Source organism: Cupriavidus pauculus (assembly GCF_008801835.1).
Classification (GTDB): Bacteria; Pseudomonadota; Gammaproteobacteria; order Burkholderiales; family Burkholderiaceae; genus Cupriavidus; species Cupriavidus pauculus.
Map to the genome: position 1 here is coordinate 220,039 of NZ_VZOW01000006.1, position 13,082 is coordinate 233,120.

The 13,082-nt window shown below is 60.6% G+C and carries 12 protein-coding genes and 1 tRNA gene; 10 read left to right on the forward strand and 3 right to left on the reverse strand.

All coding sequences use genetic code 11. The features are described from left to right. Nucleotides 1-174: 174 nt before the first annotated feature. A complete protein-coding gene (gene mutM / locus F7R19_RS10020; RefSeq protein ID WP_150980149.1) occupies nucleotides 175-1,119 on the reverse strand; it encodes a bifunctional DNA-formamidopyrimidine glycosylase/DNA-(apurinic or apyrimidinic site) lyase in 945 nt (314 codons plus the stop codon). Between the two features lie 285 nt (nucleotides 1,120-1,404). On the opposite strand from mutM, the gene F7R19_RS10025 reads away from it, so the two are divergent. From F7R19_RS10025 to pth, 7 genes are all read left to right on the forward strand, one after another. Then, the gene (locus tag F7R19_RS10025) at nucleotides 1,405-3,264 is read left to right on the forward strand and encodes a tetratricopeptide repeat protein (protein WP_223505646.1); all 1,860 of its coding nucleotides are present in this window, start codon (nucleotides 1,405-1,407) and stop codon (nucleotides 3,262-3,264) included. Between the two features lie 102 nt (nucleotides 3,265-3,366). Then, entirely contained in the window at nucleotides 3,367-3,981 is a 615-nt protein-coding gene (gene lolB, locus F7R19_RS10030; RefSeq protein WP_150980165.1) for a lipoprotein insertase outer membrane protein LolB, read from the forward strand. After that, nucleotides 3,978-4,856 carry a 4-(cytidine 5'-diphospho)-2-C-methyl-D-erythritol kinase gene (ispE, locus tag F7R19_RS10035; protein ID WP_150980151.1) on the forward strand — a complete coding sequence of 293 codons (879 nt, stop codon included), beginning with the start codon at nucleotides 3,978-3,980 and terminating at the stop codon, nucleotides 4,854-4,856. Before lolB ends, ispE begins: the two co-directional genes overlap by 4 nt. A gap of 63 nt (nucleotides 4,857-4,919) precedes the next feature. Next, nucleotides 4,920-4,996, forward strand: a tRNA-Gln gene (locus F7R19_RS10040). Between the two features lie 94 nt (nucleotides 4,997-5,090). Beyond that, nucleotides 5,091-6,044, forward strand: a complete 954-nt coding sequence (locus F7R19_RS10045) for a ribose-phosphate pyrophosphokinase (protein WP_061957223.1) — start codon at nucleotides 5,091-5,093, stop codon at nucleotides 6,042-6,044. A 178-nt stretch (nucleotides 6,045-6,222) separates the two neighbouring features. Next, nucleotides 6,223-6,840 (forward strand): 50S ribosomal protein L25/general stress protein Ctc, encoded by a 618-nt coding sequence (locus F7R19_RS10050; protein ID WP_061957224.1) that lies wholly within the window; start codon nucleotides 6,223-6,225, stop codon nucleotides 6,838-6,840. A gap of 162 nt (nucleotides 6,841-7,002) precedes the next feature. Further along, nucleotides 7,003-7,599 (forward strand): aminoacyl-tRNA hydrolase, encoded by a 597-nt coding sequence (gene pth, locus F7R19_RS10055; protein ID WP_061957263.1) that lies wholly within the window; start codon nucleotides 7,003-7,005, stop codon nucleotides 7,597-7,599. A gap of 109 nt (nucleotides 7,600-7,708) precedes the next feature. Here the strand turns inward: pth and F7R19_RS10060 are convergent, their stop codons facing one another. Both F7R19_RS10060 and F7R19_RS10070 read right to left on the reverse strand, forming a co-directional pair. Then, complete coding sequence (locus F7R19_RS10060; protein WP_061957264.1) at nucleotides 7,709-7,969, reverse strand: YfhL family 4Fe-4S dicluster ferredoxin; 261 nt, start codon at nucleotides 7,967-7,969, stop codon at nucleotides 7,709-7,711. A gap of 513 nt (nucleotides 7,970-8,482) precedes the next feature. Further along, nucleotides 8,483-9,487, reverse strand: coding sequence for a ParA family protein (locus F7R19_RS10070; protein WP_150980153.1), 1,005 nt, complete (start codon nucleotides 9,485-9,487; stop codon nucleotides 8,483-8,485). A 556-nt stretch (nucleotides 9,488-10,043) separates the two neighbouring features. On the opposite strand from F7R19_RS10070, the gene F7R19_RS10075 reads away from it, so the two are divergent. The 3 genes from F7R19_RS10075 (at nucleotide 10,044) to F7R19_RS10085 (ending at nucleotide 12,796) form a co-directional block, all read left to right on the forward strand. Next, nucleotides 10,044-10,790, forward strand: a complete 747-nt coding sequence (locus tag F7R19_RS10075) for a transcriptional regulator (protein WP_150980154.1) — start codon at nucleotides 10,044-10,046, stop codon at nucleotides 10,788-10,790. Between the two features lie 208 nt (nucleotides 10,791-10,998). After that, nucleotides 10,999-11,685: a hypothetical protein gene (locus F7R19_RS10080; protein WP_150980155.1), complete on the forward strand. Its 687-nt coding sequence runs from the start codon at nucleotides 10,999-11,001 to the stop codon at nucleotides 11,683-11,685. A gap of 112 nt (nucleotides 11,686-11,797) precedes the next feature. Beyond that, complete coding sequence (locus F7R19_RS10085; RefSeq protein WP_150980156.1) at nucleotides 11,798-12,796, forward strand: hypothetical protein; 999 nt, start codon at nucleotides 11,798-11,800, stop codon at nucleotides 12,794-12,796. Nucleotides 12,797-13,082: the final 286 nt, after the last annotated feature.

The window sequence follows — 13,082 nt, forward strand, 5'->3', positions numbered from 1 at the left end:
TGTCGCGTTGATGTATCGAGAGTGTTGCGCCGAGCCATCGGCGGCACGTAGCTGCCATATTTCTTCACGCAATCGCCATCGCGGAGTACGCCCCAGCCCCGCGACGAAGCGCCGCCGCTCCTGCTCCGGATCGTGGTGTGCGGGGCCATATGCGGCTTGGTAAAACCGCGCTGGTCAGCGCTGGCAGTGCGGGCAATAGAAGGTCGAGCGCTGCCCCTGCACGATCTGGCGGATTGGCGTGCCGCACACGCGGCACGGCTCGCCGGCGCGGTCGTAGACGAAACAGTCGAGCTGGAAATAGCCGCTGCTGCCGTCGCTGCCGACAAAATCGCGCAATGTGCTGCCGCCCCGTGCGATGGCCTCGGCCAGCGTCTCGCGCACGGCAGATGCCAGCCGCTCGTAACGCGGCAGGCTGATGCGGCCGGCCGGCGTGGTCGGTCGAATTCCCGCGCGGAACAGGCTTTCCGAGCAATAGATATTGCCCACGCCGACCACAATGTCGCCGGCCAGCAGCGCCTGCTTGATGGCCACTGTACGGCCGCGCGTGAGCCGGTGGAACCACGCGCCGTCAAAGCGCGGATCGAAGGGCTCGACGCCCAGCCGGCGCAGCAGCGGATGTTCGGAAAGGGCCGACTCCGCGAGCGGGGTCCAGATGATGGCGCCAAAGCGGCGCGGATCGCGGAAACGCAGCGTGACAGCCCCGGCGGCGGTGTCGCCGCGGCCCGCGCGTTCATCGGCAGCCAGCAACAGGTCCAGATGATCGTGTGCGCCGGCTGCCGGCGGGTCCGGATAGACGCGCAGCGTGCCTGTCATGCCCAGATGCACCAATAGCCAGCCGGTGGCGCCGGCTGCGGAGTCACCCCCATCGGGCGCAGCGGGCGCGTCAGCCGGCCGTTCCGTTTCGGCTGCCAGCGCGGGCGCGGGCAGGCATTCCAGCAGCAGATATTTTCCGCGCCGTTCGATCCGCCCAATCAGGCGGCCGGTCAGGCGCGCTTCGAGTTCGGGCTCCACGGGCCATCGCAAGCCGCGATGACGCACCGTCACCTGGGCAATGCGGCGACCCACCACATGCGGCAGCAACCCGCGCCGCGTGACTTCGACTTCCGGCAATTCTGGCATCGCGCCCGTGTCTCCCGGCGTGCATCCGACCTCGCGTGCGGATGCTCCGACTGAACCTGACAGAACCTATCGCCCGCTGGCACGCTCCAAGATGGCAGGGAATTTCCTGCCGGGCGGTCCGCATTGTGCGGGTTCCCATACGTAAGCGCCTTGCGGGGCAAGCAGCGCATTGTAGCGGCAGGCTACAATGCCTCCATCCAGTTCTACGCCCTCGTGCGCCGGAGCATCGATTTCATGCTGGACCACTATTTGTCCCCTCAGGCCACGCGCCCGGAATCTTCGCCGATGAAAGTTTTTTTTGCCCTCGGCCCGACGGCTTCGCCCGCGGCCCGTTTCCGGCGCCATGCGCGCGCCCTGGGTGTGGCTGCGTGCCTGGCCATGGCTTCGCTGTCGCTGGCCCACGCGGCGCCGGCGAAGGTGGCCCAGAACGATGACGAAGTCATCGACGTTCCGGCGCCCTCGCAGTCCGCCAAGTCGGCGCGAACGCCGCTGCCCAACATCGCGCTGACGCCCGATATCCTCTATCGCGTGCTGGCCGCGGAAATCTCGTTGCAGCGTGGACTCGTCGGCCCGTCCTACCGCACCTACATGGATCTGGCGCGCGAGACGCGCGATCCGCGCATGGCCCAGCGCGCCACGGAGATCGCATTCAATGCGCGCGTCTCGCAGCAGGCGCTCGACGCCGCGCGACTGTGGGCGGAACTGGCGCCGAAATCGCCAGCCGCCAGACAGGTCCTGTCGACGCTGCTGGTGCTCAACGCCCGATGGGAAGAGGCCGAGCCGCTGCTGATCCAGCAACTGGCCGCCGCCCCGGCGGGCCATCGCGGCGACGCAATCCTTCTCATGCAGCAACAGTTGTCGCGCACCAGCGATCCCACCGGCGCGGTGGGCGTGCTCCAGCGCATCACGGCCAACGACACCAAGCTGGCCGATACGCACCTGGCCCTGGCGCGTGCGCGCGAGGCCGCGGGCGACAACGCGGGGGCGCTGACGGAGCTTGAACAGGCGCTGCGCATCAAGCCCGATCTCGAACCCGCCGCGCTGATGTCGGCCGAATTGCAGGCCGAGTCCGCACCGGATAAATCGATCGAGGTCATGAAGCGGTTCCTGGCCAAGTCGCCGTCGTCGGTCAACGGCCATATCACGCTGGCGCGGCTGTATCTGCAGAAGAACGACATGCAGGCCGCGCGCGCGGAATTTGAATCGCTGCGCAAGGTGGCGCCCACCGATCCGCGCGTGCCGCTGGCATTGGGCTTGACCAGCCTGCAGGCGCGCAACTACGACGATGCCGAGCGCTATCTGAAGGAATACCTGCAGATGGCCGAGAAGTCGCCGGCCGCCAATCCGGACGTTGCATTTCAGTATCTGGCGCAGATCGCCGAGGAAAGAAAGGATTACCCGACCGCGATCGACTGGCTCGACCGGATCGACGACAGCCGACTGGCGCTCGCGGCGCAGGCCAAACGCGGCCAATTACTGGCTCGCATGGGCAAGCTCGACGACGCGCAGGCCGTGTTCGGCGAACTGCTTGCCGACGCCGAGGACATCTCCGATCCCGACCAGCGCAGCCAGCGCATGACCGCGATCCGCCAGGCGGAAGTCGGCGCGCTGCTCGAAGGCAAGGCCTACGACCGCGCGCGCAAGCTGCTCGACGAACGCGTCAACGCGGAGCCCGACAACGCCGACTGGATCTACGAACTCGCGATGCTCGACGAACGCGAGAAGCGCTACGACAGCATGGAACGCGGGCTGCGCAAGGTCATCGCGCTGCAACCCGAGCAGAAGCAGGGCTACAACGCGCTTGGCTATTCGCTGGCCGATCGCAATGAACGCCTGCCCGAGGCCCGCAAGCTGCTCGAGCGCGCCTCCGAACTCGGCCCGGACGACCCCTACATCATGGACAGCCTGGCCTGGGTCAAGTACCGCCAGGGCGAACTGCAGCCCGCGGCGGACTTGCTCAAGAGCGCTTTCGCCAAGGCGCCCGAGGCCGAAATCGGCGCGCATCTGGGCGAAGTGCTATGGCAAATGGGCAACCAGGAAGAAGCGCGCAAGACCTGGACCGAAGCCGCCAAGGTCGAGCCCGACAACCAGACGCTGATGGACACGCTGCGTCGGTACAACCAGAACCTGCTGCTGTCGAAGTAATCGCGCCTTGCGTATCATGCGCACGCCCGGGCTACATGCCCGGGCGCTTCGTTCCATCGCTATGGCGCCGCAATACTCCCCTTTATCCACCGCTCCATGACCATGCTCCGATCACGACGCCTGGCCCTGCTTTGCGTGGCTGCGCCGCTCTGGCTTGCCGGCTGCGCCAGCATCACCCCGACCCGCGGCTTCGAGGCCACTGAATCGGCGCGCAACGAGCAGTACACCGGGCGCTTCGCCGCCAACTACACGCGCTATGGCCGCAGCGAAGGCGTGCAAGGCAACTTCCGCTGGGAAGAGCAAGGCCGCAATGTGCGGCTCGATCTCGTGTCGCCGCTGGGGCAGACGCTGGCCATCGTCACCAGCACGCCGTCCGGCGCGACGCTCGATCTGCCCAACGAAAAACCCCGCAACGCCCCCGAGGTGGACAGCCTGATGGAGCAGTCGCTCGGCTTTTCCCTGCCCGTTTCGGGGATGCGCGACTGGCTGCACGGCCGCGCCGCGTCCGGCACGCCGGCGCAGGTCACGCGCGATGCCAGCGGGCGCCCCGACACACTGCGCCAGAACGGCTGGACCGTGCGCTACGTGGCCTGGCAGGACGCGCCGGAAGGCAGCGCAGCGCCATCCACACTGCCGCGGCGTATCGACATGGCGCGCGACGGCAACGACGCCCCGCTGTCGGTGCGGCTCGTGATCGATCCGGAGAACAAGCCATGACCGCCGTCGTCGATCTGCCGCCCGCGGAACTGCGCGACTGCCCCGCGCCCGCCAAGCTGAATCTGTTCCTGCATGTCACGGGCCGCCGCCCCGACGGCTATCACACGCTGCAAACCGTGTTCCAACTGATCGACTGGTCGGACACTCTGCACTTTCGCCGACGCGACGACGGCGTGATCGCGCGCACCACCGACATTCCCGGCGTGCCGGCCGATACCGACCTCGTAGTGCGGGCGGCGCGGGCGCTGCAGCAGGCCAGCGGCACGCCGTTCGGCGCGGATATCGAGATCGAGAAAATCCTCCCGATGGGCGGCGGCATCGGCGGCGGGTCGTCCGATGCCGCCACTACGCTGCTGGCGCTGAACCGTCTGTGGGGCGTGAACCTGCCGCGCGAGCAACTGATGCGGCTGGGCCTGACGCTGGGCGCCGACGTGCCGGTGTTCGTTTTCGGACAGAATGCGTTTGCCGAGGGCGTGGGCGAAGAACTGACGGCGGTTGACCTGCCGCAAAGCTGGTTCGTCGTGATCCACCCGCGCCAGCATGTACCGACTGCAGCAATTTTTTCGGACCACCGCTTGACAAGGAATTCACCGGTCTTTATAGTTGCGGACTTCGCTGCTTGCACAAACAAATTCGCTTTCGGTCGCAACGACTTGCAAGCGATAGCAACAGCGAAATTCGGCGAAGTTGCCCGAGCCCTTGAATGGCTGACAGAATATAGTCCGCATGCAAGGATGACCGGTTCCGGAGCCTGCGTATTTGCCCGTTTCGAACACGAGCAGGATGCGCAGAGAGTGATGGAAAGGTTGCCGCCCGAATGGGATGGCAGGTGTGTGAGAAGTTTGTCGCATCACCCGCTCGCAGCGTTCGCTTAAGGTTTTCGTTTGGCGCAGTCCTGAAGTAAAGTTCGGTGCGGCGACAGACGATAAAGGTTGTGTAGGGGAGTCGCCAAGCTGGTCAAGGCACCGGATTTTGATTCCGGCATGCGAGGGTTCGAATCCTTCCTCCCCTGCCATTACTTCCTATAGTGCCCTAGCGACATGCAAAAATTCGTCATCGGCAATTGCCGATGGCGCAAAGCTCCCCCAGCAGCAAGACAGGTGCCCCGAATGAGCGTCGAAGGCTTGATGGTATTTACCGGCAATGCCAACCCCAAACTCGCGGAGGCTGTCGTACAGCACCTCGGCATTCCGCTGGGCAAAGCTCTGGTCGGCCGTTTCTCCGACGGTGAAGTCCAGGTAGAAATCCAGGAAAACGTTCGCGGCAAGCACGTCATCGTGCTGCAGTCCACCTGCGCGCCGACCAACGACAACCTCATGGAACTGATGGTGATGGTCGATGCGCTCAAGCGCGCGTCGGCACGTAGCATCACCGCCGCCATGCCCTATTTCGGCTATGCCCGCCAGGATCGTCGCCCGCGTTCAGCGCGCGTCGCCATCTCGGCAAAGATCGTAGCCAACATGCTGGAAGTGGCCGGTGTGGAACGCGTCCTGACGATGGACCTGCACGCGGACCAGATCCAGGGCTTCTTCGATATCCCGGTCGACAACATCTACGCTTCGCCAGTGCTGCTGGGCGATCTGCGCGAGAAGAACTACGGCGACCTGCTGGTGGTTTCGCCGGACGTCGGCGGCGTGGTGCGCGCGCGCGCGCTGGCCAAGCAACTCGACTGCGACCTGGCCATCATCGACAAGCGTCGTCCCAAGGCCAATGTTTCCGAGGTGATGAACATCATCGGTGAAGTGGCCGGCCGCAACTGCGTCATCATGGACGACATGATCGACACCGGCGGCACGCTGTGCAAGGCTGCCCAGGTGCTCAAGGAACGCGGTGCGCTGAAGGTGTTCGCATACTGCACGCACCCCGTGCTGTCGGGCGGCGCGGCGGCACGTATCGCCGCCTCGGCGCTGGACGAAGTGGTGGTCTGCGACACGATTCCGCTGTCCGACGAAGCCCGCCAGTCCGGCAAGATCCGCCAAGTATCCACCGCACCGCTGCTGGCCGAGACCTTCACGCGGATCGTGAAGGGCGACTCGATCATGTCGCTGTTTGCCGACGCCTGACAAGGCACGACCGGGCCCTCGGGTCCGGTTCAGGCAAATTTCTGCTAGAATTTTGGGCTTTACCGCATTGGCCGCCTTCGGGTGGCCAATGTGATTCAAGCGGTACGGCCTATGTGCCGTATTGCTTCCGTCAAGGCTGTCTGGTCGCGGACAGCCTTATTCACATCTGGAGTTGAACATGAAAGTTATCGCTTTCGAGCGTAGCGTACAGGGAACGGGTGCGAGCCGCCGCCTGCGCAATTCGGGCAAGACGCCTGGCATCATCTACGGCGGCGCCGCCGAGCCGAAGATGATCGAACTGGATCACAACGCCCTGTGGCACGCCCTGAAGAAGGAAGCGTTCCACTCGTCGATCCTGGATCTGGAAGTGGGTGGCACGAGCGAAAAGGCTCTGCTGCGCGCATTCCAACTGCACCCGTTCAAGCCGCTGGTCCTGCACGTTGATTTCCAGCGCGTGTCGGCTTCGGACAAGATCCACGTGAAGGTGCCGCTGCACTTCATGAACCAGGAAAGCGCTCCTGGCGTGAAGCTGGGCCACGGTATCGTCAACCACATCCTGAACGACCTGGAAGTGTCGTGCCTGCCGGCCGACCTGCCCGAGTTCATCGAAGTGGATCTGGGCAACGCCGAACTGAACCAGACGATCCACCTGTCGGACCTGAAGCTGCCGAAGGGCGTCACCGCCATCACCCATGGCGACGACAACCCCGCCATCGCCAACATCTCGTTGCCGGCCGGCGCCCAGTCGTCGGAAGCCGCCGAAGGTGGCGAAGCTGGCGAAACGCCGGCTGCTTAAGCTTCACCGCAGCAGATGCCGTAGCGGCCTCGCCGCTTGTGCATCGATAGAAACCGCCGGTTCGCCGGCGGTTTTTTTTCGCGCCGGCATTGGCGCGGATTTTTCGCGTATCCTGTGTCGCCTGCGTCGCGGCTCTCGCGACCCGACTTCCGTTTTGCACGCATGATCAAGCTTATCGTCGGCCTCGGCAATCCCGGGGCGGAATACGAAGCCACCCGGCACAATGCCGGTTTCTGGCTGGTCGACCAGCTCGCCCGCATGGGCAGCACCACACTGCGCGTGGAAGGCCGATTTCATGGTCTGGCCGGCCGCGCAAGGCTGTGGGATCAGGACGTATGGCTGCTCAAGCCGTCCACCTTCATGAATCGCTCCGGCCTCTCCGTCGTCTCGCTGGCGCGCTTCTACAAAATCCTGCCTGACGAAATCCTGGTAGCCCACGACGAAATGGACCTGCCTGCGGGATCGGTCAAGCTCAAGCGTGGCGGGGGCTCGGGCGGCCACAATGGGCTCAAGGACATTGCCGCACACCTGACAACCCAGGATTTCTGGCGCCTGCGCATCGGCGTGGGGCATCCGCGCAATGCACCGGGCGGCGCCGCCGGCGGACGTGAAGATGTGGTCAATTTTGTGCTGAAGCCGCCGCGCAAGGAAGAACAGCAGGCGATCGACGAAGCCATCGACCGCACCATCGGGCCGCTCGGCTTGCTGGCACGCGGCGAGAGCGAGCGCGCGATGATGGAGCTGCACACGGGCCGCTAGGCGCCGCTGGCGGCATGAAAAAACCCCGCTGAGACGCTCGGTCTCGCGGGGTTTTTTGTTTCTGCTTGCTTGTGGGGGCCAGAACGAAGCGCCGCAACCGTCCGCGACGTCAGGCCGCGTGCTTGGCCGCGGTGAGCAGCCGATAGCGTTGCATCAGCACCTCATGCGACTCGATGCGGTTCGGATCCTTCGGAATGCATGCCACCGGGCAAACCTGCTGGCATTGCGGTTCATCGAAGTGACCGACGCACTCGGTGCACTTGTTGGGGTCGATCTGGTAGATCTCGGGCCCCATCGAAATGGCTTCGTTCGGGCACTCGGGTTCACAAACGTCGCAATTGATGCAGTCGTCGGTGATCAGTAGCGCCATGATGTACCTCAAAAAGCCTTTAAAAACAATACATTATAGCGCATCAACCTTGCCAACGGTCAGGCCAGAATGCTCGAAAACCATGCTTGTGAGTTGCAGCAGAGTTGCGCAAGCATACTCGATGCAACTCATGTGCCATATTCCAGCATGCCGTCTAACCTGCCGCAAGAGATCAGGAATCAACTGCGACGTTTGTGAACCCGAGTGCCCGAACGAAGCCATCTCGATGGGGCCGCGAATCCTTACAATCGCCACCGCAACCACCGCCCTACATTCATAGAACTGTCAGCCTAACCGACAGTCATCTCGATCCCAAATTTTGGTTCACCAATATGCAGGATGGCCGGAGACCGACGCAGAGCAGCCCGTCGCGATTCTCTATAGCGGACTCCGCACATCCAATCAAGGGCATATATCCACGGCCTCTATTGCCAAGCCCCCTCGCCGTGCGGGACTCCGACCAGTGCTTCATCAACTGACACACGTTCCCACGCGCCGAGCACCGCCAATCGTTTAACTGCCGTGCGTGTCGGCTAAACTTATTAGGGTAGCACTCATTGTCTGATATAGCTCGCGGCTGCCAGTCGCCTTCGCAAGATGCGCACCACGAAGCCCGTCAGCACTGCCGCAATCAAAGATGGGCTTTCTAGCTTCTTGAGAATAAGGTACCAAGCTATGAAGGTTTGGAATACCGCCGAGATCGAAGCCATCGTCCTCCCACTCCATAACCTGATTCAACGGAGTCAACAACTCAACGATGTTCGTTTCAATCGACTCGGCAACTCTACGCCCGAAGATTTGCCAGCCTTTGGTCATACCGTCGTCGTTGTTACGAGTGTTGTGCTGTTGGCGCACATATCCAAGGAATTTCGGTGCTCCGTGTGGCATCTCGACGCCGCTGTCTGATCCTGCCGCACGGATCTGCTCCCATTCCCTGCGCCAACTCACTAGTTTTCGGCCCAAGTTTTGCGTGCCACGGATGGAAAACAGGTCGGGAGAGACCGGTACCATGAAATAGTCACACGAGGTCAACACGGTACGATTGAGCGGGCCCAAGTTGGGTCCGAGGTCGACGAAGGTAATGTCAGCGCCGACTTTTTCTGCAGCAGATTTAATGTACCTGTAAACACCGGTCTGCTTGCGAAGGTCGGCGATCGCACCACCCTTTGCTCTATTCCAAGTGTCCCCGAGGGTATCCTCGAAATCGCTCAACGCGGGATCGCCTGGTACGAGATACAAGTTGGAGTAGGTATCGCTAACCTGCGTCGGCTTGCGGTCTCGGATGTCGCCCATACTTTCGTGCAACGGCTGAATGTTCAAAAACAGGCTGTTGCCACGTTCGGCCAACCATGCTCGCTCGACCGCTGCGTCGGACAAACAGTAGGCCGTTAGATTGCACTGAGGGTCCGCGTCAACCAGCAGGACCGTTTTACCTTTGCTCGCGATATCGTGCGCGACGTGATAGAGATAGGTCGTTTTGCCGACGCCGCCTTTGTTGTTGAAAATTCCAATAATCAATTAATTACCCCCGATTGTTTGCATAACCCCTAAGCGAGGCAGACGAGGCTTCGCAAAGGTTCCAGAAGCGGAACGATTAGAAAGCGGCGCCGTGCCACTGCTGCGCATTCATTGTCAATGATCTGGCCGGATGTGTCGAACTTCTGCAATTGACCGAACTTGGGCCTCGGATCTTCGCCTTTCCCAGACACCAGATTTTGCCCACAGGGCTAGCCAGATGAGCCACCAAGCGTCTAGCTGAATAGCTTAGCAGTCGAGTACGCCCAAGCTAGCAAGCGCAGCAAGCGGAAACACCCGACCAAACTGAGAGCTGCTGCGCTTGACATGTCCCTTTCGTGAACTTCGTTTTATGGCGCGGCGACCGCGCAAACTGTTGTATGCATTCAACAACAAGCTCGCACGTACTTGCGCAAAGGTTGGGACCCACTATCCTAGCCAGATCGTTATATTTTTCATAACAAAAAGGGAACTGGGGGTCATGTTAGTACTAGGGACAGCGCTCTGGAACGAGTCCGCAACGCACGCAACCCCAATACGCCAGCCAACGGGGGAACGCATGTCGAGCTCTTCTATTGTGTCGAGCGAGGAACTAGATGCATTCCTAGCCTCCTACGTGGGCATGCAAGGCAACCCTGGAGCTCCGATCTGGCTTTGTGACGTGTCGCCACATGCCAATAGCACCCGGCTGGTAACACCTCTTGAGCCACTGCGCACGCCCGCCGTCTGGGACTCCAACTTCCGTCAAAGGAACAGAGACGATATGTCCCGATGGCTAAATCATCAAAAGGCAGCGCGGATCATGGCGTCGGCATACCGGACTGCCCATGATGTGGCCGAATCCGATTGGAAGGACTACTTCTGGGATCAGCTTTATGCCCCTTCTGGTGGCGATTTCTGGCTGAGTTTGTTTCCTTTGCCGGCGCGGTCTGGGGCATCGAGGTGTTGGTCAGCCACACATCGGGGCCAGCCTGCGCTAAACCCACAGAATCGCTACATCGATCTTTGCCGCGTGGGCGGCCGATTCCGTTACCTTGCAGAGCTGAGGCAACGAATGGCACCAAAGATTATTGTTTGCTTTGGACCTCGCCATGCTGACGACTTTCTGCACGCATTTGGGTTCACCGGCACCGCAAGCTCAGAGGTCGTGTTGCAGCCCGCCGACTTGCCCAAGCGGCTGCACATCTTTACTCAAGGCGACGCAACGTTGGTAGTTGCCCCGCTTCTAGGCGGTGCAGCCGGGCTCAATTCCGATGTTCTACAGTATGCATTGGGGCAATATATTGGAGAACTGCTAAAAGGATAGCGGCAACTGTCTCGCGCATATCGGTACCGTGTGGTGACATCTGAGAAAACATTCAAGGCCGTGCAATACAATTGTCGGTTAAACCGACAATTGCCCCCTTCTAAATTTTCCCCACAGGCTAGCCAGATGAGCCACCGTGCATCTGGCCAGCTTTCGGCCTAACACACGTACCCCAAGACCGCGAACGCGGCCAAGCAGCGCGACCAACATGCCACGCTCTCCCAAAAATGAACCAATGAATGTAGCTGCGACGCTTCGCAAGATTGGCACCCCGTTTCCCGAATTCGAATCTATCGGCGATGCATTCGACCAGATTTTTGAAGCGCTCATGAGGGCGTATCACCTGTTGGACCACTCGAATTCCAAGAGCGATTTTTGCGCGCAGATCCTTGATCCGCTGATGGAGAAAGTGCGGTCGGGCAGCGATGACCCACTAGAGATCCGACTCCCAAGCCTTCCCCCCAGCTTTGACGCTGCTCGCATTCCCTCTATCAAGGCAATCGTGAGGTCCATGACATACGCGGTTTGCGCACAACTTGCAGAGGAACAATGCGAGCATACTTTGGCCTGGGCATATATTGGAAACGCGCAGTATTGTCTCGGCTTCGTAGAGGGACTGCTTATCCTGGAGCCAGCACTAGGGTACGTCGTGGCCGAACGCAGCAAGTCCGGCGCACAGAGGCGGGATGCAAAATTCGCCCCGCTTCGGCAGCTCGCACGTGATCTCGCAGCTAGCAAGACCTACCCCAGCAAGCGACAAGCGGCGCTCGGCATCAAAGATGAAATCCTTGCCGCTGCCAAGATGCGGAATGTCTCGCTCTCGGAGATTCAGGCTGAACGGACGATCACGGGGTGGCTGGAAGGTATGTCGTTTGGTAGTAAACGCCAACATTGACCAGCAAACACCGACGCCATGTAGCACGCGGGCTATATTGCATTTTTGCTCCGAATTAAAGTTCGTCCTGTCGGCTAACCGACATTTCGGCGAACCTAATTAGGAGAATATTATGCCTCTCACTCAAGCACAGACTTTTGAACGGAAGCTTCGCATCCGCAAGATTTCGCAAAAATCCTTTACTGGAGTCCCCCTTTCCAAACTTCGCAATAATAAGCTGCGTTTCCGTGGGATGACCGCACTCTCTTCCCACGGCGTCCCGACAACCGTAAAACCCGCTGACACTGCCGAAGAGAAAGTCCCGCCTGCGGTAGAAACAGATACTGCGCTCCCCCCTACGCAACAATCCGCCCTTCCATCGCGATCTGAAATGCAGTCAGAGGCTACAGAGTCAGCTGAAAGTCACACGCGGAAGCCATTCGACAAGGACGCAGTTCTCCCAGTCTTTCGGAGCGATCTTAATGAAATCATTTCTTTGGGAAGCAGCCTCAAGACGGAGCAAGATGAACAAAATGAAAAGCTGCGAGACAAGGTAATCAAGGCCTTCGCCAAGATTCTCGAAGTACGGCGCAAATATTTTGATGACGCTACACCCGAAGCAATCGTCACACTTATGGAAGATCTGCGCCAGCAGTGCCGGCCCTATGGTCTAAAGGGTCGAAATTCACGGACCACGGAATTTCATTTGCTGTCTAGACTTCTTCGCAGATCCGACACAAAACAGGCTTCGGCCGATGCCAAGATTCTGATTCGCGCGCACATTGAAGGACAGACCGCGCAAACTTTCGCTACATGGGTCAAAGCAGCCGACGGTTTGAATAAGATCAGGAGGCAAATCGAAGTCGATGAGCGAGCCGCAAAGCAGGCTGCAAAGGCTACGCGAGTGCCCAACAAGGCTAAGTCTGTCAAACGCGTAATCGATGCCGTCGTGGCTAGCCATAACGCTGGTGCCTGGTCAACTGCTGCGATCCTCCCCGCCGACGCTCTGCCGGGAGTCATGCGAACATTGATTCCACCTAGCGGCTGGCGCCCCATTGTGATCAAGCAGCATGACAACGAATTGCACTTCTACGTCCTGCCAGAGGAAGAGGCGCTGAAAGTAAAGGCGTGAAGAATACAGGATCTCCGCACGGCGAAGTCCGACCTAATCGGCATTACGTCGTACCTGTATCTGTGCTGGGTTGTCGGTCGGACCGACAACCCAGCCGCCCCACGTATAGCGGTGTTACGGCGCATCTTCGAGCACTGTCGTTGCTGGCGCCGAGCATGTTGTGCATAAGCAGCTTTCGTGATGCCGAAAGCGTGGGGATTTGAGCAAGAACGGTGATGGACGCTGGAGGGGTTCCCTCAGGGAGCGTGCATGCACGCGCCTGAGGGAAGATGTCGCCTTTATTGTG

Bases quoted from the DNA above. Each gene is read 5' to 3' on its own strand.
- mutM (WP_150980149.1), bottom strand. From the start codon at position 1,119: ATGCCAGAATTGCCGGAAGTCGAAGTCACGCGGCGCGGGTTGCTGCCG.
- F7R19_RS10025 (WP_223505646.1), top strand. From the start codon at position 1,405: ATGAAAGTTTTTTTTGCCCTCGGCCCGACGGCTTCGCCCGCGGCCCGT.
- lolB (WP_150980165.1), top strand. From the start codon at position 3,367: ATGCTCCGATCACGACGCCTGGCCCTGCTTTGCGTGGCTGCGCCGCTC.
- ispE (WP_150980151.1), top strand. From the start codon at position 3,978: ATGACCGCCGTCGTCGATCTGCCGCCCGCGGAACTGCGCGACTGCCCC.
- F7R19_RS10045 (WP_061957223.1), top strand. From the start codon at position 5,091: ATGAGCGTCGAAGGCTTGATGGTATTTACCGGCAATGCCAACCCCAAA.
- F7R19_RS10050 (WP_061957224.1), top strand. From the start codon at position 6,223: ATGAAAGTTATCGCTTTCGAGCGTAGCGTACAGGGAACGGGTGCGAGC.
- pth (WP_061957263.1), top strand. From the start codon at position 7,003: ATGATCAAGCTTATCGTCGGCCTCGGCAATCCCGGGGCGGAATACGAA.
- F7R19_RS10060 (WP_061957264.1), bottom strand. From the start codon at position 7,969: ATGGCGCTACTGATCACCGACGACTGCATCAATTGCGACGTTTGTGAA.
- F7R19_RS10075 (WP_150980154.1), top strand. From the start codon at position 10,044: ATGTCGAGCTCTTCTATTGTGTCGAGCGAGGAACTAGATGCATTCCTA.
- F7R19_RS10080 (WP_150980155.1), top strand. From the start codon at position 10,999: ATGCCACGCTCTCCCAAAAATGAACCAATGAATGTAGCTGCGACGCTT.
- F7R19_RS10085 (WP_150980156.1), top strand. From the start codon at position 11,798: ATGCCTCTCACTCAAGCACAGACTTTTGAACGGAAGCTTCGCATCCGC.